The organism is Duganella fentianensis (assembly GCF_964031615.1).
GTDB classification, from domain to species: Bacteria; Pseudomonadota; Gammaproteobacteria; order Burkholderiales; family Burkholderiaceae_D; genus Rugamonas; species Rugamonas fentianensis_A.
In genome coordinates this window covers 465,598-484,946 of record NZ_CAXIQN010000022.1, presented here as the reverse complement: position 1 = coordinate 484,946, position 19,349 = coordinate 465,598, and the positions used below count along the sequence as shown (strand labels likewise).

Here is a 19,349-nt window from a genome sequence, read left to right as displayed (position 1 = left end):
AAATAGTGCCGAGTGGAAATTTTTGGCATTATGCCCAAAAAAGTGGCATACTGACGGGTATCCGAACAACTCTGGGAGCCCGCCATGGCCGTCCAGCCAGCCGCACAATCTTCGACCGTACAGGTCCAGCCCACTCAATTGACGCCATCGACGGCCGGTAAAGCCGTCGATAAACCTGCCGAGCAGGTCAAGCAGGCGGCGCCGCCACCGCCACCGCCGCCACCCCAGGCAGCGGTCGCGCCCACCGTCAATACCAGTGGCCAGCGCATCGGTACCACCATCAGCACTTCGGCCTGAACTGAGGCTTAGGCCGGCTGCAAATAACAACGGCGCGTCACCGTAAGGTGCGCGCCGTTATGTTTTCCGCTATCTGCTGCAATCAGGCAGCCATCAGTTCGCGCAGTTCGCGAATGCTGAAATCGCTGATCTCGTGCATGCGGATCAGGATGGTGGCGCCGATAGGCAGGGTGTTATGACGGATCTTGCTGATCACGGGCGGCGCTACTTCCAGTGCGCGGGACAGGGCGGCATCGTTTTTCAGTTGCAGCTTCTCGATGATAGCGTCCAGCACGCGATTCGGATTATAGGTCGGCGAGGAGGTGATTTCTTTGAGAGACATGATGAATTTTCAATAATTGCGGCCGTTCTTGCGTAAAAAACGACACATGGGTAAAAAAATTTTTTGCTCTATTACCGATGTAGTACTACAAATTTCAGAAATTTATCCTGAGTTTTAGCACCAGATCGAAATAATACACGTTTTCGTTAGTGATCCTCTAACAGACCACTTAATTTCGTGAGATTTTGAGAGATTCTACCCCTAAAACTTATGTTAGGTATTCATCTGTTGTAAGAAAAGGTATAAATTTTTGTAAAGCGAGCTGAACCGCTCAAGTCCGGCACGGGCGCGAATGCCGTATGATGTGGGTCGATTTGATGTTCGACAGCCAAGAGGTTGTTATTTTGACACATTTCAGCCCGCCCCGCCTATGGGCGCGCTACCCGACCTGCCATTTTTACAAGTTTTTACATCACCATGACCTACGAAGAATTCCTCGATGAAGTAACCACCCTGCTGTACGAAATGTACGAGCTGGACGACGACGCCGCCATCAAACTGGTGATGGACGCGCAAGCCAACGATTATTTCGTCAAGCATGATGATCTGGAAGAACTGCGCACGCCGGAACAGGCGCGTATCGATGCCAAGGCCATCTACAAGGCCAAGCAGGATCGCAATCAGACCCAGAAGAAACAGCAGCAGCGCGTGCAGCAGCAGCGCAAGCGCAAGGCCTAAGCCCGCAAGCTGTCAGCCTCGCGCCTGCCCGTCCAGAAATGCCTGCACGCTAGGGTAGCGCAGGCGCACGCCCAGCTCGCGCCGCAAGCGGCGGTTCTCCAGCTGGCGCGACTCCGACATGAACGACAGCAGCGCCGGCGTCACCACCTGGCGCAATTCGGCACGGGGCAGACGCGGTGGTCGTGCCATGCCGTAGGCATCGGCCACGGCATCGAAATACTCGCCCATCTTCATGGCACTATCGTCCACCGCATGATAGACCCGCTGGGGAAGGGCACGGAACAGCGCCGCCACCACGATGCGCGCCAGATCATCGGCATGGATATGGTTGGTATGCACATCGTCCTGCGCGCTCAGGGCCGGCGTTGCCGCCTGCAGCCGTGCCAGCGGCAGCCGCTCGGCCGCATAAATGCCCGGCACCCGCAGTATCGAAAGCAGTCCGCCCGCATGGCGCGCCCAGCGGCGCAGCACCTGTTCGGCATCGACGCGGCGCTGGGCCCGCGGCGTCGTGGGGGCCACGCGCCGGGTTTCATCGAAGCGGGCGCCGCCGCAATCCCCATACACGCCCGTGGTACTCACATAAACCACTTGCGCCCGCTCAGGTAAAATGGCGGTCAGATGGCGCGTACGCACATCCTGTACACCTTGCGCTGCCGGCGGAGCCAGATGCAGTACCGTACGGGCCAGACCGCGCAGCCGGCGCAGGCTGGCCGGCTGGTCCAGATTAGCCACTAGCGGCTGGGCACCCAGCGCGCGCAGTTCGGCGCAGCGGGCCGGCTGGCTGGTGACGGCAAACACGCGGAAATACGGTGTCAGCAAAGGCAGCATGCGCATCCCCACATCGCCGCAGCCGATGATCAGCAGGCGCGGACGGGCGAATTTTTGTAGTGAGATTTTATTCATCGAAGGATTGTATGACGTTTCAAGTTACTGTACAGCCTAGCGGCCACCAATTCAGCTGCGAGGACGACGAAACCATTCTGGCCGCCGCAGTCCGCGCCGGTATCGGCCTGCCATATGGCTGCAAGAACGGCGCCTGCAGTTCGTGCAAAGGCAAGGTCGTCAGCGGCACGGTCAGCCACAAAGCCTATCAGGAACGTGCTCTGCCGGCTGAAGAAGCGGCTGCCGGCATGGCGCTGTTCTGCTGCGCCACGGCGCACAGCGATCTGGTGATCGAAGCGCGCGAAGTGGCCGGTAGCGAAGACTACCCGCTGCGCAAAATGCCGTCGCGCGTGGCCACACTGGAAAAAGTCGCCGCCGATGTGGTGGTGATGACGCTGCAACTGCCCGCCAACGAAACCCTGAAATTCCGCGCCGGCCAGTACATCGAATTCCTGCTGCGCGACGGCAAGCGGCGCAGCTACAGTCTGGCCACGGCACCGGACCAGAACCAGCCACTGAGCCTGCACATCCGCCACATGCCGGGCGGGGTGTTCACCGATCAGGTGTTCTCCACCATGAAAGAGCGCGACATTCTGCGCTTCGAAGGCCCGCTGGGCACCTTCTTCGTGCGCGAGGATAGCGACAAACCTATGGTGCTACTGGCTTCCGGCACGGGCTTCGCGCCCATCAAAGCCATCGTCGAGCACCTGCAGGCACAAGGCTCGCAGCGCGCCATGACGCTGTACTGGGGCGGCCGCCGTCCGCAGGATCTGTACATGGATGGTCTGTGCCGCCAGTGGGCCGCAACAATGCCTAACTTCCGCTACGTGCCGGTGGTCTCCGACGCCCTGCCGGAAGATGGCTGGCAAGGACGCAGCGGCTTTGTCCACGCTGCCGTGATGGCCGACCTGCCCGACCTGTCCGGTCATCAGGTGTATGCCTGCGGTGCCCCCATCGTGGTGGAATCGGCCAAGCGCGATTTCGTCGCCCAGTGCCAACTGCCGGAAGACGAGTTCTACGCCGACGCCTTCACCAGCGAAGCCGACCTCAACCAACCTTAAGTTCTCACCCCAGCGGGCGCCGACACGGATGCCGCGCCATCCGGCGCGGTGCCCTGAAAGCGCCCATGTCCGACAGTACCAGTTCCTCCGGCAGCCAGCACGCCAGTCACCCCGCCAGTAACAGTAACGCCAACACTAACGCCAGCAGCGACGCTCGCGCCTCGCGCAACGGCTTCAGCGTTCTGCGCCATCGCAATTTCACCTTCTATCTGTCAGCCCGCACGCTCGGCACGCTGGCCGTGCAGATGCAGAATGTGGCCATCGGCTGGCAGGTGTACGACATGACGCACGATCTGTTCGATCTGGGTCTGATCGGACTGGCCCAGTTTGCCCCCTTCCTGCTACTGATCCTGCTGGCCGGTCACGCGGCCGACCGCTACAACCGGCGCAATCTGGTGGCGCTGGCGCTGGCCGCGCAACTGCTGTGCGGCCTGCTGCTACTGAGCTTCACGCTGGCCGGCCTGGGGACCGTCTGGCCCGTGTTCGCCGTACTGGTACTGTTCGGCAGCGCGCGCGCCTTCATGGGGCCGGCCACGCAAGCCATGCTGGTCAATCTGGTGCCGCCTGAGAGTTTCAGCAAGGCGGTGGCGCTGAGTTCTTCCAGCTTCCATCTGGCCATCATCCTCGGCCCCACGCTGGGCGGCCTGCTGTATCTGGCCGGGCCGAAAACGGTTTACCTCATTTCATCAGCATTGCTGCTGGCAGCAGTCGTGCTGATGTGCCTGACCAAACCGGCACCGCAAGCCAGCCACCGCGAACCGGCCACCTGGCATACCGTGCTGGAAGGCTTACGCTTCGTCTGCTCCAGGCCAGTGATCCTCGGTGCTATTTCGCTCGACCTGTTCGCCGTGCTGTTCGGCGGCGCCACCGCCCTGCTGCCGGCGCTGGCGCACGACGTGCTGCATGTGGGGCCGACGGGGCTGGGCATGCTGCGTACGGCGCCCGGCATAGGCGCTGCCGTCTGCTCGATCACCCTGACCTTCTTCCCGATTACCCGCCGCGTGGGTGCGTGGATGCTGGGCGGCGTCGCCGTGTTCGGCGTGTGCACACTGGTACTGGGTTCCACCACCACATTCATCGTCGCGCTGATCGCGCTGCTGCTGATGGGCGCAGGCGATATGATCAGCGTGTATGTGCGCCACCTGCTGGTACAGTACGAAACGCCAGATGCTATCCGTGGCCGCGTCAGCGCCGTCAACTCCGTCTTTATCGGCGCTTCCAACGAACTGGGCGAATTCGAATCAGGCCTGACGGCAAACTGGATGGGGCTGACTCGCGCCGTGCTGTTTGGCGGGGCCGCCACGCTGGTGGTGACGGGACTATGGAGCGTGCTGTTCCCCGTGCTGTCGCGCATGGACCGTTTCCCCCACGAGGAACGCGCCGCACAGAACCAAACGGAGAGTTCATGAGCCTGCCGCTACCGCGCATCATCCACACCCGTCCGCACCTGAGCGCCGCACTGGCACTGGGCACGACCACCGGTCTGCTGCTGCCGGCCAGCTGGCCGCTGCTGACCTGTTTGCTGACGGCGTGGAATGTCACCGTGTGGAGCTACCTCGCCATGATGGCGCGGATGATGGCGCGGGCCGACCACCACGACATTCGCCGCACCGCCTGCCGGCAGGATGAAAGAGGTCCCGTGATACTTGCCGTGCTATCGCTGCTGATACTGGCCAGTCTGGCCGCCATCGTGTCGCAACTGTCGGTGCTGAAAAATGCCCCGCCCACGGACATGCTGTACCACTATGGTTTCGTGGTGCTGACGCTGGCCGGTTCGTGGTTCATGATAGGCACCATGTTCTGCTCGCACTATGCCCATCTGTTTTACATCAATCGCAGCGGGGCCGACGCCGCCGCGCCCGTGCTGCAGTTTCCCGACCAGAATCTGACGCCCAATTACTGGGATTTTCTGTACTTTTCGTTCACCATCAGCGTGGCCGCGCAAACAGCCGATGTAAGCATCCACAGCCGCGCACTGCGCAAAGTCGTGCTGTGCCAGTCGGTGCTGTGCTTCTTCTACAATCTGGCCGTGCTGGGCCTGTCGATCAATATCGGCGCTTCCCTGATCAACGGCTAGCGCCTTGCTGCCCATCTCCCTCCCGCTTAAGTTTTACCTAAGCGCCCACCTGAGCAAAAAAGGAGTAAGATGAAATCGCAGTTCAACAACAAGGAGCAAGCATATGCAAATCATTATCCATGCCGACAAAACCATCGAACGTCATGCAGGTCTCGATGAGCACGTACAAACTGTCGTGAAGAATGCGCTCCAACGATTCGGCGAACAAATCAATCGCGTCGAAGTGCATCTGAGCGACAATCTGGTCCAGAAATCGGCAGACGGCGACAACCGCTGCATGCTGGAAGCCCGCGTCACGGGTCTGCAGCCGATCGCTGTCAGCGACCACGCTGCCACCCTGCATCAGGCCATCGGCGGTGCTGCCGAAAAACTCAAACGCGCCGTCGATAGCGCCCTAGGTCGCCTGCAGGATAAACGCCACAGCGGCGTAGCCATCGAAGCCGACGCCGAATAAACCACGGCCACTCAGTACGCCACGGAGCTAGCGCCCTGCTAGCTCCTGCAAATACCGCAAGCCCTGCAGCGCTCTGCTGCCATACCACGACAGCATCTCCCCATCCACCAGTTGTACCGGCTTGCCGATCTGCTGTTCCAGCACGGCCGCATGGGCCTCCGTGAAGCGATAGGGTTCACTCGACAGCAGCACGCCATCAATCTGCGCCAGCAGTTCCGGTGCCCAGCTGAACTCCGGATAGCGAATAGCGTAGCCCTGCAATTCAGTCGGCAACCGCCAGCCGATTTCCGCCAGCATGCGGGCAATATAGGTATCGCCCGATACCGTCATCCACGGGTCTTGCCAGATGCAGTACAGCACTGTGCGCGGCGGCGCTGGCGGCATGGCGCGCAGGCGCGCATATTCTGCTTCGAAATCGGCACACCATGCCGCGGCTTCCTGCTGGCGGCAGAACACGCCGCCCAGCAACTGCGCCAGCGCCAGATTGTCACGCGGCGCGACCGGATGCGTGACGACGATATGGGGAATAAATTCGGCCAGCTGCTCGACCGTGGGCTTTTCGTTTTCATCGATGTTGACCACCAGATGGCTAGGCGCCAGCTTGCGGATCTTGTCGATATTCACATCCTTGGTGCCGCCCACCTTGGGAATATCCTGCACGATTTCGCTAGGGTGGATGCAGAAGCCCGTGCGTCCCACCAGCTGGCCAGCCAGCCCGAAGTCGCACAGCATTTCCGTAATCGATGGCACCAGCGAAACGATGCGCGCATCGGCCGCTGCCCGGTGACCGGTTCCCACTGCATCAGTCCATTTCATGTCGGGCTTTCCCTAAGGCGTAAAGGCGGTATTGGAGCATCGCCTGATAGATCATGCAACAACTTCCTGAACAAAATTTACACAGGCCAACAGGCAGTTCAGCTATGATGATCAGGCGTATCAACCAGCATTCTGAAAGACCACATTGAAACACATCAGCACCTTCGGCGCCTCGGACTACCAGATCAGCGATCTGCAATTGCTGCGCAATTCCACCGACGCCGAGGCCATGGCCCGCCTGCTGGCACCCTGCCCCATCATGCGGCTGGCGGCCGATGAAAGCATCGCCGAATCGCACATCGCCCACCTGTACATTGTCCTGCGTGGCGCGCTGGCCGTGGCCACCGATACCCGTACCGGCATGGCCGATGGCACCATCAGCAAGATACTGCCCGGCGAGAGTGTGGGCGAACAGGCCGTGCTGGACGAGGAAGCCAATCTGAACGCCATCACGGCGCTGGAAGAAACCGATGTGCTGATGATCAATGCCGAACTGGTCTGGCAGCTGATTGACGAATCGCATGTGCTGGCGCGCAATCTGCTGCGCCTGCTGTCGTTCCGCATCCGTGCTGCCAATGCGCAGTTGCGGCGGCGCCAGAAGCTGGGCGAGTTTTACCGCCAGCTATCCATGATCGATGGCCTGACCGACCTGTACAACCGCTCCTGGCTGAACGACCTGCTGCCCACCATGATCGCCACGGCACACGGCTCGCACGCACCACTGGCCCTGATCATGCTCGATCTCGACCATTTCAAGCGCTTCAATGATACCCATGGCCATCTGGCCGGCGATCAGGCGCTGCGCACGGCCGCCGGAGTGCTGGGCAGTGCCTTGCGCCCGACTGATTTTGCCGTACGCTATGGCGGTGAGGAAATGATGGTGCTGCTGCCCGACACCAGCGAAAAAGTCGCCGTGGCCGTGGCCGAGCGCCTGTGCGAACGCATGCGGCAGGCGCAAGTGTTCAGCGATATGCGGCTGCCGCTGCCGCACATCACAGCCTCGTTCGGCGTCGCCAGCCTGCAGCCGGGACAGGACGAGCAGGCGCTGATCGCCAACGCCGATGCCGCGCTGTACCGCGCCAAAGCACTGGGGCGCAATTGCGTGGCGCGCCATCAGGCAGAGGCAGCGCAGCCCGCCACGCCTGCCGCCTAGCTGCTCGCCGCCTCCGCTGCAGGCTGGGTCTTATGCGCGGCAGCAAAGTCGGCATAGCCCTGCTGCACCAGCGTATAGGTCTTGTCGATATTGCTGGCCACTTCGCCGTTCAGCACTTTCAGTCCGTCGAGGATGTCGCGTGCTTCCTTGAAGCCCTGATCCACACCCCGCTTCAGCGTAGCCATGAACTTGTCGAGCACGGCATCCTCCGCTTCCCCCGCATGCTGCTGCTTGAAAGCATCGTAAAACGCGGTGGACAGCGCTACAATGCGGCTCGCCGTACCTTCCGGCGTATTATCCTGCGACATGGCATTCTGGATGGCGTTATCGCCAAACTGGTCCTTGAGCGCCTCGTTGATGCCGGTCAGCGCCGTTTTCAGCACCACGGACAGGGGTTCGTTGGAGGAATTCAGCGACACTGTCAAAGAAGCCTGTACGATAGAGCCGTTAAGCTGTGCCTTGGCTTTGGCCGTGGACGACATCTTGCTGTCGTCTCTGGCTGCGGCAGGGACGCTGGACGCGGCGGCGCTGCCGCCTGCAGTGGCCGATACGGGAGTTGCCATGATCTGACTCCTGATGAGGGGTATCCTGCAATTAACGGCAGAATTTCGAATAACTTGACCGCAACTTATGAGCACAACCACTTTCCTCTGGCACGACTACGAAACCTTTGGCGCCAACACGCGCCGCGACCGTCCGGCCCAGTTTGCGGCAATCCGCACCGATGCTGCCCTCAACGAGATCGGCGATCCGATCATGCTGTACTGCAAGCCTGCCAATGATTTCCTGCCTGATCCGCAGTCCTGCCTGATCACCGGTATCACCCCGCAGCAATGTCTGGAATGGGGCGTGCCCGAGCATAAATTTGCCGCCACCATCGAACAGGCCTTCTCCCAGCCCGGCACTATCGGCGTGGGCTACAACACCATCCGCTTCGATGACGAGATCACCCGCTTCATGTTCTGGCGCAATCTGATCGACCCGTATGCGCGCGAATGGCAGAACGGCTGCGGCCGCTGGGATCTGCTCGATGTGGTGCGCATGACCTATGCGCTGCGTCCGGACGGCATCGTCTGGCCCAGCAAGGAAGATGGCAAGCCCAGTTTCAAACTGGAAGATCTGGCCCGCGCCAATGGTCTGGTGCACGAAGCAGCGCACGATGCACTGTCCGACGTGCGCGCCACCATTGCGCTGGCGCGACTGATCCGCCAGCACCAGCCCAAGCTGTTCGATTTCTGTCTGGCCCTGCACAAGAAAGACCGCGTGGCCGATGAAGTAGGCCTGCATCTGGCACCGGCCTTGCGCCAGCCCTTCCTGCACGTGTCGGGCATGTTCCCGGCAGAGCGCGGCTGTCTGGCGCTGGTGTGGCCGCTGGCGACCCACCCCACCAACAAGAACGAACTGATCGTCTGGGATTGCGCCTATGATCCGCGCGAACTGTACGCGCTCGATGCCGACACCATCCGCACCCGCATCTTCACCCGCAGCGACGCCATGCCGGCAGGGATGACACGGCTGCCCGTGAAAAGCGTGCACCTGAATAAATCACCGATGCTGGTATCGAATTTAAAAACTCTGTCGCCCGCCATGGCAGCCAAATGGGGGCTCGATCTGGAGCAGGGCAAGGCTAACGCGGCTATTGCGGCAGAACTGGCGGCAACGGGGCCGGATATGGACGCCGTGTGGGCCGAAGTGTTCTACCGCCCTGCTGGCGCAGCGCTGGATGTGGATGAAGACCTGTACAACGGCTTTGTCAGCAAGGACGATCGCCGCCTGCTCGACAGTCTGCGCAAGGAAACCCCGGCCCGTCTGGCCGCTGCCTCGCCAGCCTTCGGCGATGCCCGTCTGGGCGAACTGCTGTTCCGCTACCGCGCGCGCAATTTCCCCGACACGCTGTCGGAAACGGAGTTCGAGCACTGGGAGCAGCACCGTGCTGCCCGTTTCTACGATGGCGCGGGCGGGGTGCGCAGCATCGACCAGTTCTTCGGCGAGATCGATCATCTGCAGCAGGATGCCGATGAACGGGCCGAGCAGATTCTGTCCGAGCTGTACGAATATGTCGAGCTGATCGCACCGGCCCAGTAGGCCAGCCTAGTAGGTCAGCCTAGCCTCAGGCGCGGTACTGATTGATGGCGTCGCGGGTTTCCTGCGCCACGCGGCGGGCAGCGGCGGCGAAGTCTTCGCCGGCCTGCTGCGGCGCGTACAGAATCGCCCGCGAAGAATTGATCATCATGCCCGTGCCATTGGCGGTGCGACCCGATTTGACGGTGGCAGCGATATCGCCACCCTGCGCACCGATGCCGGGCACCAGCAGCGGCATGTCGCCCACGATGGCACGCACCTGTGCCAGTTCTTCCGGGAAGGTGGCGCCCACGACCAGTGCGCACTGGCCATTGCGGTTCCACTTCTGCGCCACCAGCTGCGCCACATGCTGGTACAGCGGCTTGCCATCTACGTTCAGGAACTGCAGGTCGGAGCCGCCCGCATTCGAGGTGCGGCACAGGATGATCACGCCACGGTCGGCCCAGTCCATATACGGATCGACCGAATCGGAACCCATGTAGGGATTGACGGTGACCGCGTCGGCGCCGTAGCGGTCATAGGCTTCGCGCGCATACTGGTGTGCCGTGGCGCCGATATCGCCGCGCTTGGCATCCAGAATCAGGGGAATGTGCGGATAATTGTCGCGCACGTAGGCGCAGATCTGTTCCAGCTGGGCTTCCGCGCGCAGCGCGGCAAAATAGGCAATCTGCGGCTTGAACGAGCAGGCCAGATCAGCCGTCGCATCGATGATTTCGCGGCAGAAGTGGTAGATGCCCTGCGGGTCCTGCTGGAACTGGGCGGGCAGTTTGGCCATGTCGGGGTCGAGACCCACGCACAGCAGCGAGTCGTTAGCCGTCCACGCGGCGGATAATTTATTGATGAAAGTCACGGCTCTGCCCTTTTATTCTGTTGCAAACCCTCTATTGTAACGAAATCCGCGCGGCACTGGCCGAATTGCTGCGTGTCAGGGCTGCTAGAATTCACCCTTCAAACTTATCGGAAGCACACCATGAAATTAAGCCAGAAAGTCGCCATCGTCACGGGCGCCACGCAAGGCATCGGACTGGCCTGCGCCCAGCGCCTGATCCGTGAAGGCGCCAGCGTGATGCTGGTGGATATCAAACCGGAGGGCGCTGCGGCCGCCGCCGAGCTAGGCGAACGGGCCCGCTTCTTCGCCGCCGACGTCAGCCAGAAAGCCGATGTGGATGCCATGGTGGCGGCCACGCTGGCCGCGTTTGGCCGCATCGATATCCTGATCAACAACGCCGGCGTGACCCACGCTGCCAACTTCCTGGACGTGTGCGAGGAAGATTTCGACCGCGTGCTACGCATCAACCTGAAATCCATGTTCCTGTGCGGTCAGGCCGTGGCGCGCGAAATGGTCAAGCAGCACAGCGGCTGCATCATCAATATGTCCAGCGTGAACGCGGAACTGGCGATCCCGAATCAGGTGCCATATGTGGTGTCGAAAGGTGCCATCAACCAGCTCACCAAAGTCATGTCGCTGAATCTGGTCAGCCACGGCATCCGTGTCAACGGCATCGGCCCCGGCACCATTCTGACGGAACTGGCCAAGCAGGCCGTCATGGCCAGCCCGGAAGCGCGCCACACCATATTGTCGCGCACGCCCATGGGCCGCTGCGGCGAACCGGAAGAAGTGGCGTCGATTGCCGCCTTCCTCGCCAGCGACGATGCCAGCTATATGACGGGCCAGACCCTGTATGTGGATGGCGGCCGCCTTGCCCTCAACTACACCGTGCCTGTGCAGGAGTGAGATATAAGTAAAGCGCATGTCAGTTATCGGAAACGACAATTAGACAAATATCTGCGCCATGCCCATAATCTCACCTGTCTCCACTATTCTCCTCCAAGAAAATAGTTTTAAGCCCGCTTTCATCAGCGGGCTTTTTTTTTGCTGATAGGCTTGTGCCGCGTCATAAGGCCGTCACAATCGCCCCCTATACTGGACACATCTTCGGTACATGCACCAGATAGGCATGACGGAAGTACAGTGCGCCAGCTTGCTGGCGCACTTTCTTTTTATGCCAGCCGTGCTATTGTCCGGTCCATGCTCAAGCTTCTACTCCTCACCGACACCTATGGCCGTCTGCGCTACTGGACTGCCATCACCCTCTACCTGCTGATACTGATACTGGGCTCGCTGCCCGGGGCACGACAGGATATCGGCCAGGTGGCCTCCGGCCTGATCCTGCACAGCATCGCCTACGCGGGCCTGACTTTTCTGCTATTTACCGGCGGCAGCGGCCGGCCACGCCAGCGCGCCGTGAAAGCCGTGCTCACCATTGCCGCCATGGGCGCACTGGACGAAGTGGTGCAAAGTTTCTTCCCCTATCGGCATGGCAGCCTGGGCGACTGGGCGGTGGACTGTAGCGCCGCCGTGCTGGCGGCCAGCGTGCTGTATCTGCTGTGGCAACGCCGTCCCGATTAACTCGCGCTCAGCAGCATTTTGTGATCGCCGGTAAAATTGCCGCCTGCTAACTGTAGGAAGTGCAATGAGCCAGTCTCCGAACCAGCAAGACATTTCGGCCGGCATGGTCTGGCTACTGGCCAGCGCTACCGGCCTGATCGTCGCCAATCTGTATTACGCCCAGACGCTGATCGGTCCCATCAGCCAGACCACGGGACTGGCGCCCGGCGCGGCAGGCCTGATCGTCACGCTAACCCAGATCGGCTACTGCCTCGGCCTGCTGTTTGTTGTCCCGCTCGGTGACTTGCTGGAAAACCGCCGCCTGATCTGCCTCGCCTTGCTGGCCTGCGCCGCTGCCCTGCTGGCCGCCGCCAGCACCAGCAGTGCCAGCCTGTTCCTGCTAGCCGCTTTCTGCATAGGCCTGACGGCCGTGGCGGCGCAGATACTGGTGCCATTCGCCGCCCACCTGTCGCGCCCCGAAACACGGGGCCAGACGGTGGGCACCGTAATGAGCGGCCTGCTGATGGGCATCATGCTGGCCCGTCCCGTTGCCAGTCTGGTAGCCGATGCGCTGGGCTGGCATGCCATCTTCATCCTGTCGGCCTGCGCCACACTGGCACTGGCGGCGCTGCTGCGCCAGCGCCTGCCGCAACGCCAGCCTAACGCCGGCCTGCATTACTTTGCGCTGCTGGGCTCGCTCTGGCATCTGCTGCGCGACACCCCCGTGCTGCGCCGCCGTGCCGCCTATCAGGCCTGCATGTTCGGCGCCTTCAGCCTGTTCTGGACTTGCGTCTCGCTGGAACTGACGGGACCGCGTTTTCAACTGAGCCAGACCGGCGTCGCCATCTTTGCACTGGTGGGTGTGGCTGGCGCCATCGCTTCACCCATTGCCGGACGGCGGGCCGATCAGGGCAAGAGTCACAGCACCACCGCCGCCGCGCTGCTGCTAGGGGTGGCGGGATACGCGCTGCCGTTGCTGGTGCACGGCAGCCGCATGCTGGAACTGGCCGTGCTGGTAGCAGCGTCGATCGTGCTCGACATGGGCGTCTCGGCCAATCTGGTAACGGGTCAGCGCGCGCTGTTCGCACTGGCAGCAGAAACTCGCAGCCGCCTGAACGGGCTGTACATCGCGCTATTCTTCCTCGGCGGTGCGCTCGGTTCTTCGCTCGGTGCGTGGATGTTTGCCCGGCATGGCTGGCAGGGCGTACTGTGGACGGGGCTGGCGTTTCCCCTGACGGCCTTCGCTATCTGGCTGGCTGCCGCACGCGACTAGCCGCCCGCTTCACGCCGGGCTTCAGTGTGACCACAGCCGCACCTGTCCCTGCAGGGACACGGTGCCATTGATATTCAGGCTGCCCAGATTGCCCGTAACGGGGGCATTCGGATCATTCTGCACGCTCAGTGATTCAAAGCCCAGATTGGTATAGCGGACAAACCCGGGCAGGCCGATGGCGATGTAATCACCGCCGCCATCGCTACGGGTTTCCACGCCCAGACTGACGGCGAACATGTCGACCTTGCCGCGCACATTCTTGAACACGATGTAGCGGTTCTGGCCGTCGCCATTAAAGCCCAGCGACAGCCGGCTATCGCTGACGGCGCCCACCAGTGTGGGATCGTTGAGCGAAATGTGGGCGGCAAAGCTGATGCCATCGCGCGCCGTGACCTGCGCCAGTTCCTGATCATCGAGCGCGCGCAAAGAACCAGCACTGGCGGTAGAACTGGCGACGGCGCTGACAGCCGCGCCCACCAGCGCCAGCACGGCTGGCAGCTTGCGGATACGCCACTGGGTAGATAGGAGGTCGGCCATCAGTGCTTGAACTTGATATCGAGGTACTGAATCTGGATCGAGCCTATGCGCGAAGAACCCAGATCCACCGTCGGCTGAGCGGGACTGACAAAGGAAATATTATCGACCACGATGCCGCCAGCCGGTGCCACGCCGCTGCCGTAACGGCTATCCGGCCAGTCGATGCCGATGTGCAGGCGCGGCCCCGTTTCGTCGCTGAGCGCATTGATCACCGCCGGCTGCGACGCCACATTGGCCAGCATCCACGGCGTATTGGTGAACATGCCGCTGCCATCGACGGCCCCCACATGGATGCCGTTCCACACCATGGCTTCCGTGTCGTCCGTGCGGCCACGGGGACGCAGCGATAGCTGGCCGATATCCATCCGCAGTGCCGCGCCGAAGGCCACGCCATCATTGACTTGCGGCGTAGTGAACTGCAGGCCGCCGCCGTACAGTACCAGATCCTTGATGACCACGCTGCTCTGCTCGCGCGTCACGCCATTGGCCGTCATGCCCCAGTCGTAGGCCATCTGCCAGCGCTGCTGGGCATAGGTATTCTGCGGGAAAGCGATATTCACCACATCGGCCAGCCCCGCTGCACCGGGCACGATGTCGAGTGTGTACGGGTCGGAAAACGGCAGCGGATTATCGCTGCGCGAAGCAGTGAATTTTTCCACATACAGTGTGGTGCCGATCGGCGTGGTGTAGCTGACGCGCGCATCGCCGCTCATGGCAAAGCCGTTCAGATCAAAGCTCACCCCATCGCGTCCGCGCACGGCCGACAGCGCCGCATCGCTGAGCGGCTCCAGCGCCAGTACCGGCGCGGCCAGCGTCAGTGCGGCCGATGCGGCCAGCACCAGCAGTGCGGCCTTGCAGATGGAACGGGCCGGCGCGCCGTGCATCAGCGGCCCTTGGGCAGGTTGGCAGGCACCAGCCCGCTGGTGTTGATCGCCTGCAGCTTGTCGCGCCAGTTCAGCCACACCCCGGCTTGCGCTGCATCCGTTGCAGGCGCGCCGTTAGTGGTGGGGAACTGCACGGTGGTCTTCAGCAGCGACACCCAGAAATCGCGGCTAGGGCCGCTGGCATCGCCGGCCGTGACACCGCCCACCTGCGCCAGCGTCAGGCACGGTGCCGTGCACGCGCCATCCCAGCGCTTGCCGCCCAGCGCATCGGTGCGCGAGTCCAGCTGCACGGTGCTGCCGTCGGCAGCGATACCCGTCACGGCCATCGAGCCGGACAGGGTGTTGATTTTCATACCGACGTCACCGCTGATGGCTTCAAAGCCGAAGCGCATGCCTATGGCTTCGCGGGTAGCGCCATCGGCCGCATTGCGGTAGACGAATTCGAAATAGGGATTTGCAATATGCACCAGCCGCTGGGCTTCGCTGCCATCGCTGCGGCCAAACTGCAGCAGCGAGATATCCAGATCGGCGCCCGTGCCATTGCGCGCAGCATAGGTGTATTCACCCAGACGCACATTGCGCAGATTGGCGCTTAGCGTGATGTCGGCATCCAGCGACACCTTGCTGAAATCGAAGCCATTCAGACTGGTATTGGTCATCGCCACGATGCCCTGTCCGTGCATGCTGGACAGCTCCGCTTCACTGAGCGGCTGCATCTGGGCCGAGGCGGTCGGCAGGCTGCAAAGCAACGCCAGCGCCATGCACACATGCAGGCAGCGCGAGGGCAATGTCATCTTCATGGGAAGTGTAGAGACAACAACAGCCGCTTGCGCGGCTGTTGTTGAAGCTCGCCTGATTAGTGAGCGAAGATCCAGACGGTGGTACCGCGCATGTCGATCTGGTTCATTGCAACGGAACCGAACGATGCAGCGTTGTTACCCATCTTGATCGAGTCTACCGACACGTTCAGGTAGTGGCCGTCAGCAACGACGCTCGCTGGGATAGCGATCTGTACCACGTCGCCGCCGGTAGCTGGGTTGTAGAAGGTGCCTGGGTTGGTCACGCCGGCAGCGCCAGCAGCGGCCAGGAAGGAGTTCTTCGACAGGATATCGATGTTAGCGGCGATCAGGCCGTTCACTTTGATACCGTTGAAGCTTACCGAACCGCCACCCATGCCGTTGGCGTCCAGAGCGTCCGTATCGGTGTAGGTGAAGGAATTGATTTTGATGTTCAGGTTAGCAGCGATCGATACGCCGTCCTGACCGCTAACGGTGCTCAGCTCTGCGTCTTGAATCGGGGTCATGGCCGATGCCGAGAAAGCGACGGTTGCCAGGGCTGCTGCGATTGCGGTTTTGAAGAATTGCATGGTAAGTCTCCGTGTATGTTATGAACCGATATGGTTGTGTTTTTGTTTTCTTACTTGTTGTGCTGCTAAGCCATCTTAGGGCCGCTGCTTTATTACCGTCTAGCTTGCTACACTGACCTGACAGGCCAAGCTACAGACCCGTCAGGCCAGTTCGTTGCGTTGCCTTGCTAGATTAGTGAGCGAAGATCCACACGGTGGTGCCGCGCATGTCGATCTGGTTCATTGCGACGGAACCGAACGATGCAGCGTTGTTACCCATCTTGATCGAATCAACCGACACGTTCAGGTAGTGGCCGTCAGCAACCACGCTCGCCGGGATCGCGATCTGTACCACGTCACCGCCGGTAGCTGGGTTGTAGAAGGTGCCCGGGTTGGTCACGCCAGCAGCGCCAGCAGCGGCCAGGAAGGAGTTCTTCGACAGGATATCGATGTTAGCGGCGATCAGGCCGTTCACTTTGATACCGTTGAAGCTTACCGAACCACCACCGAAGCCGTTGGCATCAACTGCGTCGGTATCGGTGTAGACGAACGAGTCAATCTTGATGTTCAGATTGGCAGCGATCGACACGCCGTCCTGACCGCTAACGGTGCTCAGTTCTGCGTCTTGGATCGGGGTCATGGCCGAAGCCGAGAAAGCGAAGGATGCCAGGGCTGCTGCGATTGCGGTTTTAACGATTTGCATTTGTGATCTCCGGGTTTATGTTGGTTTTGTAATGTGGGCTCACGTTCCTCAGGTCCTTCCTAGGCTCCGGGTAGGAGTTTCGGGGTGCACTGCTTGGTGCGTGAAATCTTAATATTTGGCTATTAAGTGAGTCCATCTTAAAAGTCCTGTCGAACCACGGTCTATCTTTTCGCGCTGACCCAAAAAGCCAACAGCTTGACCTTGAGAGCCACTGAGAGTGAGAGCAATGTTGCAAATAAGTTGTTGCGGCTACCACAGCCTGTGTCGAAAAAGTCTAGAGGTACATTTCTAAAAAAATGCATGCCTTGCGGAACCGACACATGCGTTAATGGCATCAATAAAAAACCGCGAACGATTAGCGCCAAATAAAAGCACGGTCGTTCGTATAAGTAAATTCGGAGACTACATGACACCAGCAATGGGGCGCCAGACGCCCCGGGGATACGCTCACTCTGCGCCCCGGAAAAACCTGTTTTACGCGCGGGCAAAGCGCGTAAGCGGCGCGCCTGACGCGCACGCAGGCGAGGCTGGCTGATCATGCTGATGATCCTGCTCGGCGTGCTCGCTGCCGTCATCGGCGGTGGTGGTCTGATCGAACGCCACACCCCGCAAGACCGCCCCAACGACCAGTTCGAAATGCCCCAGACCCTGCTGGGCGGGGGCAGCTATGTGCAGTCGTTCAAGGCCGAACCGTTCTCCGAACTCAAGTACCGCCACATCGTGCGCCAGGCCTTCGACTTCAGCTGCGGCTCGGCCGCGCTGGTCACCATCCTCAACTATCACCTGGGTGTGATGGTCAACGAACAGCAGGCCATGGAAGGCATGCTGGAAAAAGGCGAGAAGGAAAAAATCATCGAACGGCGCGGCTTCTCGCTGCTCGACATGAAGCGCTATGTCGGTTCGCTGGGTCTGTCCGGCGCCGGCTTCCGTGCCGAAATCAAGGACCTGATGGCGCTCAACGAACCGGCCATCGTGCCGATCGACTATGCCGGCTTTAAACACTTCGTGGTACTGCGCGGCATCCGCGACGGCGCGGTATTTCTGGCCGATCCCTCGGCCGGCAACATCGTTTTTTCAGTGGAAGAATTCGCCCGCTGGTGGGACAAGAACACCCTGTTCATCATCTCCCCCGCGGCCGGTCAGCAGCCGCTAGCCAAGATGGCACTGACCGATCACGAACTTGGCATCGCGGACATGGACCGCGTCACCAACAAGGGCCGGCTGGATGGCCCTATGAGCAACTCGGCCCAGCAGTTACTGCGGGCTGTCAATTCGGGCGCCGCCGGTACCTGGATGCATCGTAACTAAGCCTTATCAGCCACTAGCCACTACAGCGCCTCGCCCACTCTCACAAGGATGACCACCATGAAGTTCCCCACTGCCCTCCCGCTTGCCCTCGCTCTTACCACCCTGTCTGCCTTGGCGCCATCGGCACAGGCCCAGTCCGGCACCACGCCGCCTGCCAGCGCCGACGCCGCCCGCGATGCTCTGGCCAAGAAAGACGGCGAAGGCGACCAGAGCGCCCTGCTGCAGCAGACCCTGACGGCCGTCGACAAGCAGTACTCGCTGATCCGCCGCAAGCAGGTAGCCGTGACCTATGACATCACCTATTCCTACGTCGGCGAGGAACGCATCGTTACCGATCTGGCCAATGGCAGCACCACCCTGTTCAACATCGAGAACACCAGCTCGCACAGCGTCACCAATACCTTCTCGGTCGACTACGGTCTGCTCGACAATCTGACCGGCAACGTCACCATGCCGTTTATTTCGCGCTACTCGGACAACAACCTGTCCAACGGCGTATCCAACTCGCTGGGCGATCTGGCGCTGGGCGCACGCTGGCAGCCATTCGAAGCCAAGCGTGACCGTCCCGGTCTGACCCTGACCAGCAATCTGCGTCTGCCTACCGGCCGCAGCCCGTTCAAGATCATCGCCGGTAGCGGCGAAGCCACCGGCAGCGGTGTGGGTGCCTTCACTGGCGGCCTGAGCGTGAACCGCATCGTCGATCCGGTTGCGCTGTTCGGCTCGCTGAACTTCACCGTCAGCGCGCCGGCCAAGAACCTGTGGCAAGTCAACGGCACCCGTATTCTGACGCGCGTACAGCCGGGCAAGACGGTCGGCTTCGGCATGGGCTTTGCGTACGCCCTGTCGTATGGCATTTCCACCACGCTGTCGTTCCAGCAGGCCATCTCGGCTGGCTCCAAGCTGCGCTTTGCCGACGGCCTCGAAGCCAAGACCCATATGCAGACTTCCAGCCTGCTCAACATGGGTCTGGGCTACCGCATCTCGCCCAAGACCACCATCAATCTGTCGGTGGGTATCGGCCTGACGCCGGACTCGCCCAACATGACGGTGGGCATGAACATGCCGCTCAACTTCTAAGCCTGACCGGA

Annotated in this window: 23 protein-coding genes; 13 read left to right on the top strand and 10 right to left on the bottom strand. The window is 61.1% G+C overall.

Going from position 1 to position 19,349, the window contains the following annotated elements:
- Positions 1–84 precede the first annotated feature (84 nt).
- On the top strand, positions 85–297 hold the full coding sequence (locus tag ABNT42_RS19300) for a hypothetical protein (protein WP_348699704.1): 213 nt from the start codon (positions 85–87) through the stop codon (positions 295–297).
- Positions 298–379: 82 nt separating this feature from the next.
- Here the strand turns inward: ABNT42_RS19300 and ABNT42_RS19295 are convergent, their stop codons facing one another.
- Positions 380–619: a hypothetical protein gene (locus ABNT42_RS19295; RefSeq protein ID WP_155434577.1), complete on the bottom strand. Its 240-nt coding sequence runs from the start codon at positions 617–619 to the stop codon at positions 380–382.
- A 417-nt stretch (positions 620–1,036) separates the two neighbouring features.
- Here ABNT42_RS19295 and ABNT42_RS19290 point away from each other — a divergent pair, with 417 nt between their 5' ends.
- The gene (locus ABNT42_RS19290) at positions 1,037–1,297 is read left to right on the top strand and encodes a hypothetical protein (protein ID WP_348699702.1); all 261 of its coding nucleotides are present in this window, start codon (positions 1,037–1,039) and stop codon (positions 1,295–1,297) included.
- A 12-nt stretch (positions 1,298–1,309) separates the two neighbouring features.
- Here ABNT42_RS19290 and ABNT42_RS19285 read toward each other — a convergent pair whose 3' ends face one another.
- Positions 1,310–2,200 (bottom strand): sugar nucleotide-binding protein, encoded by an 891-nt coding sequence (locus ABNT42_RS19285; protein ID WP_348699700.1) that lies wholly within the window; start codon positions 2,198–2,200, stop codon positions 1,310–1,312.
- A gap of 11 nt (positions 2,201–2,211) precedes the next feature.
- Between ABNT42_RS19285 and ABNT42_RS19280 the strand changes: the two genes are divergently transcribed.
- The 4 genes from ABNT42_RS19280 (at position 2,212) to ABNT42_RS19265 (ending at position 5,771) form a co-directional block, all read left to right on the top strand.
- The gene (locus tag ABNT42_RS19280; RefSeq protein WP_348699698.1) at positions 2,212–3,240 is read left to right on the top strand and encodes a CDP-6-deoxy-delta-3,4-glucoseen reductase; all 1,029 of its coding nucleotides are present in this window, start codon (positions 2,212–2,214) and stop codon (positions 3,238–3,240) included.
- Between the two features lie 65 nt (positions 3,241–3,305).
- Entirely contained in the window at positions 3,306–4,649 is a 1,344-nt protein-coding gene (locus ABNT42_RS19275; RefSeq protein WP_348699696.1) for an MFS transporter, read from the top strand.
- Complete coding sequence (locus ABNT42_RS19270) at positions 4,646–5,317, top strand: DUF1345 domain-containing protein (RefSeq protein WP_348699693.1); 672 nt, start codon at positions 4,646–4,648, stop codon at positions 5,315–5,317. Before ABNT42_RS19275 ends, ABNT42_RS19270 begins: the two co-directional genes overlap by 4 nt.
- Before the next feature lie 103 nt (positions 5,318–5,420).
- Entirely contained in the window at positions 5,421–5,771 is a 351-nt protein-coding gene (locus tag ABNT42_RS19265; RefSeq protein WP_348699692.1) for an HPF/RaiA family ribosome-associated protein, read from the top strand.
- A gap of 27 nt (positions 5,772–5,798) precedes the next feature.
- Here ABNT42_RS19265 and ABNT42_RS19260 read toward each other — a convergent pair whose 3' ends face one another.
- Positions 5,799–6,587, bottom strand: a complete 789-nt coding sequence (locus tag ABNT42_RS19260) for a helical backbone metal receptor (RefSeq protein WP_348699690.1) — start codon at positions 6,585–6,587, stop codon at positions 5,799–5,801.
- Between the two features lie 145 nt (positions 6,588–6,732).
- Here ABNT42_RS19260 and ABNT42_RS19255 point away from each other — a divergent pair, with 145 nt between their 5' ends.
- Positions 6,733–7,740 (top strand): GGDEF domain-containing protein, encoded by a 1,008-nt coding sequence (locus ABNT42_RS19255; protein WP_348699688.1) that lies wholly within the window; start codon positions 6,733–6,735, stop codon positions 7,738–7,740.
- Here the strand turns inward: ABNT42_RS19255 and ABNT42_RS19250 are convergent.
- Positions 7,737–8,303 (bottom strand): DUF5610 domain-containing protein, encoded by a 567-nt coding sequence (locus tag ABNT42_RS19250; RefSeq protein WP_348699686.1) that lies wholly within the window; start codon positions 8,301–8,303, stop codon positions 7,737–7,739. The two genes, ABNT42_RS19255 and ABNT42_RS19250, sit on opposite strands and share 4 nt — an antisense overlap.
- Positions 8,304–8,370: 67 nt before the next feature.
- On the opposite strand from ABNT42_RS19250, the gene sbcB reads away from it, so the two are divergent.
- Complete coding sequence (gene sbcB / locus ABNT42_RS19245) at positions 8,371–9,825, top strand: exodeoxyribonuclease I (RefSeq protein ID WP_348699684.1); 1,455 nt, start codon at positions 8,371–8,373, stop codon at positions 9,823–9,825.
- 25 nt (positions 9,826–9,850) lie between these two features.
- Here sbcB and pyrF read toward each other — a convergent pair whose 3' ends face one another.
- Entirely contained in the window at positions 9,851–10,672 is an 822-nt protein-coding gene (gene pyrF, locus ABNT42_RS19240; protein WP_348699683.1) for an orotidine-5'-phosphate decarboxylase, read from the bottom strand.
- A gap of 120 nt (positions 10,673–10,792) precedes the next feature.
- Between pyrF and ABNT42_RS19235 the strand changes: the two genes are divergently transcribed.
- The 3 genes from ABNT42_RS19235 (at position 10,793) to ABNT42_RS19225 (ending at position 13,484) form a co-directional block, all read left to right on the top strand.
- Positions 10,793–11,557 (top strand): SDR family oxidoreductase, encoded by a 765-nt coding sequence (locus ABNT42_RS19235; protein ID WP_348699682.1) that lies wholly within the window; start codon positions 10,793–10,795, stop codon positions 11,555–11,557.
- A 294-nt stretch (positions 11,558–11,851) separates the two neighbouring features.
- Entirely contained in the window at positions 11,852–12,232 is a 381-nt protein-coding gene (locus ABNT42_RS19230) for a VanZ family protein (protein WP_348699680.1), read from the top strand.
- A 64-nt stretch (positions 12,233–12,296) separates the two neighbouring features.
- Positions 12,297–13,484, top strand: coding sequence for an MFS transporter (locus ABNT42_RS19225; protein ID WP_348699678.1), 1,188 nt, complete (start codon positions 12,297–12,299; stop codon positions 13,482–13,484).
- 21 nt (positions 13,485–13,505) lie between these two features.
- Here ABNT42_RS19225 and ABNT42_RS19220 read toward each other — a convergent pair whose 3' ends face one another.
- From ABNT42_RS19220 to ABNT42_RS19200, 5 genes are all read right to left on the bottom strand, one after another.
- The gene (locus ABNT42_RS19220; protein WP_348699677.1) at positions 13,506–14,021 is read right to left on the bottom strand and encodes a hypothetical protein; all 516 of its coding nucleotides are present in this window, start codon (positions 14,019–14,021) and stop codon (positions 13,506–13,508) included.
- The gene (locus ABNT42_RS19215; protein WP_348699675.1) at positions 14,021–14,905 is read right to left on the bottom strand and encodes a hypothetical protein; all 885 of its coding nucleotides are present in this window, start codon (positions 14,903–14,905) and stop codon (positions 14,021–14,023) included. The genes ABNT42_RS19220 and ABNT42_RS19215 overlap by 1 nt, the downstream gene beginning before the upstream one ends.
- The gene (locus ABNT42_RS19210) at positions 14,905–15,705 is read right to left on the bottom strand and encodes a hypothetical protein (protein ID WP_348699673.1); all 801 of its coding nucleotides are present in this window, start codon (positions 15,703–15,705) and stop codon (positions 14,905–14,907) included. Before ABNT42_RS19210 ends, ABNT42_RS19215 begins: the two co-directional genes overlap by 1 nt.
- A 56-nt stretch (positions 15,706–15,761) precedes the next feature.
- Positions 15,762–16,271 carry a DUF6160 family protein gene (locus ABNT42_RS19205; RefSeq protein WP_348699671.1) on the bottom strand — a complete coding sequence of 170 codons (510 nt, stop codon included), beginning with the start codon at positions 16,269–16,271 and terminating at the stop codon, positions 15,762–15,764.
- Between the two features lie 172 nt (positions 16,272–16,443).
- Positions 16,444–16,953 carry a DUF6160 family protein gene (locus ABNT42_RS19200; protein ID WP_348699669.1) on the bottom strand — a complete coding sequence of 170 codons (510 nt, stop codon included), beginning with the start codon at positions 16,951–16,953 and terminating at the stop codon, positions 16,444–16,446.
- Positions 16,954–17,490: 537 nt separating this feature from the next.
- Between ABNT42_RS19200 and ABNT42_RS19195 the strand changes: the two genes are divergently transcribed.
- Together ABNT42_RS19195 and ABNT42_RS19190 are read left to right on the top strand one after the other, a co-directional pair.
- The gene (locus ABNT42_RS19195) at positions 17,491–18,261 is read left to right on the top strand and encodes a C39 family peptidase (protein ID WP_348699667.1); all 771 of its coding nucleotides are present in this window, start codon (positions 17,491–17,493) and stop codon (positions 18,259–18,261) included.
- 57 nt (positions 18,262–18,318) lie between these two features.
- A complete protein-coding gene (locus ABNT42_RS19190) occupies positions 18,319–19,338 on the top strand; it encodes a transporter (protein ID WP_348699665.1) in 1,020 nt (339 codons plus the stop codon).
- Positions 19,339–19,349: the final 11 nt, after the last annotated feature.

Bases quoted from the DNA above. Each gene is read 5' to 3' on its own strand.
- ABNT42_RS19270 (WP_348699693.1), top strand. From the start codon at position 4,646: ATGAGCCTGCCGCTACCGCGCATCATCCACACCCGTCCGCACCTGAGC.
- ABNT42_RS19210 (WP_348699673.1), bottom strand. From the start codon at position 15,705: ATGAAGATGACATTGCCCTCGCGCTGCCTGCATGTGTGCATGGCGCTG.
- ABNT42_RS19295 (WP_155434577.1), bottom strand. From the start codon at position 619: ATGTCTCTCAAAGAAATCACCTCCTCGCCGACCTATAATCCGAATCGC.
- ABNT42_RS19205 (WP_348699671.1), bottom strand. From the start codon at position 16,271: ATGCAATTCTTCAAAACCGCAATCGCAGCAGCCCTGGCAACCGTCGCT.
- ABNT42_RS19260 (WP_348699690.1), bottom strand. From the start codon at position 6,587: ATGAAATGGACTGATGCAGTGGGAACCGGTCACCGGGCAGCGGCCGAT.
- ABNT42_RS19215 (WP_348699675.1), bottom strand. From the start codon at position 14,905: ATGCACGGCGCGCCGGCCCGTTCCATCTGCAAGGCCGCACTGCTGGTG.
- ABNT42_RS19230 (WP_348699680.1), top strand. From the start codon at position 11,852: ATGCTCAAGCTTCTACTCCTCACCGACACCTATGGCCGTCTGCGCTAC.
- ABNT42_RS19280 (WP_348699698.1), top strand. From the start codon at position 2,212: ATGACGTTTCAAGTTACTGTACAGCCTAGCGGCCACCAATTCAGCTGC.
- ABNT42_RS19285 (WP_348699700.1), bottom strand. From the start codon at position 2,200: ATGAATAAAATCTCACTACAAAAATTCGCCCGTCCGCGCCTGCTGATC.
- ABNT42_RS19300 (WP_348699704.1), top strand. From the start codon at position 85: ATGGCCGTCCAGCCAGCCGCACAATCTTCGACCGTACAGGTCCAGCCC.
- sbcB (WP_348699684.1), top strand. From the start codon at position 8,371: ATGAGCACAACCACTTTCCTCTGGCACGACTACGAAACCTTTGGCGCC.
- ABNT42_RS19250 (WP_348699686.1), bottom strand. From the start codon at position 8,303: ATGGCAACTCCCGTATCGGCCACTGCAGGCGGCAGCGCCGCCGCGTCC.
- ABNT42_RS19190 (WP_348699665.1), top strand. From the start codon at position 18,319: ATGAAGTTCCCCACTGCCCTCCCGCTTGCCCTCGCTCTTACCACCCTG.
- ABNT42_RS19200 (WP_348699669.1), bottom strand. From the start codon at position 16,953: ATGCAAATCGTTAAAACCGCAATCGCAGCAGCCCTGGCATCCTTCGCT.
- ABNT42_RS19235 (WP_348699682.1), top strand. From the start codon at position 10,793: ATGAAATTAAGCCAGAAAGTCGCCATCGTCACGGGCGCCACGCAAGGC.
- ABNT42_RS19220 (WP_348699677.1), bottom strand. From the start codon at position 14,021: ATGGCCGACCTCCTATCTACCCAGTGGCGTATCCGCAAGCTGCCAGCC.
- ABNT42_RS19265 (WP_348699692.1), top strand. From the start codon at position 5,421: ATGCAAATCATTATCCATGCCGACAAAACCATCGAACGTCATGCAGGT.
- ABNT42_RS19275 (WP_348699696.1), top strand. From the start codon at position 3,306: ATGTCCGACAGTACCAGTTCCTCCGGCAGCCAGCACGCCAGTCACCCC.
- ABNT42_RS19225 (WP_348699678.1), top strand. From the start codon at position 12,297: ATGAGCCAGTCTCCGAACCAGCAAGACATTTCGGCCGGCATGGTCTGG.
- ABNT42_RS19290 (WP_348699702.1), top strand. From the start codon at position 1,037: ATGACCTACGAAGAATTCCTCGATGAAGTAACCACCCTGCTGTACGAA.
- ABNT42_RS19195 (WP_348699667.1), top strand. From the start codon at position 17,491: ATGCTGATGATCCTGCTCGGCGTGCTCGCTGCCGTCATCGGCGGTGGT.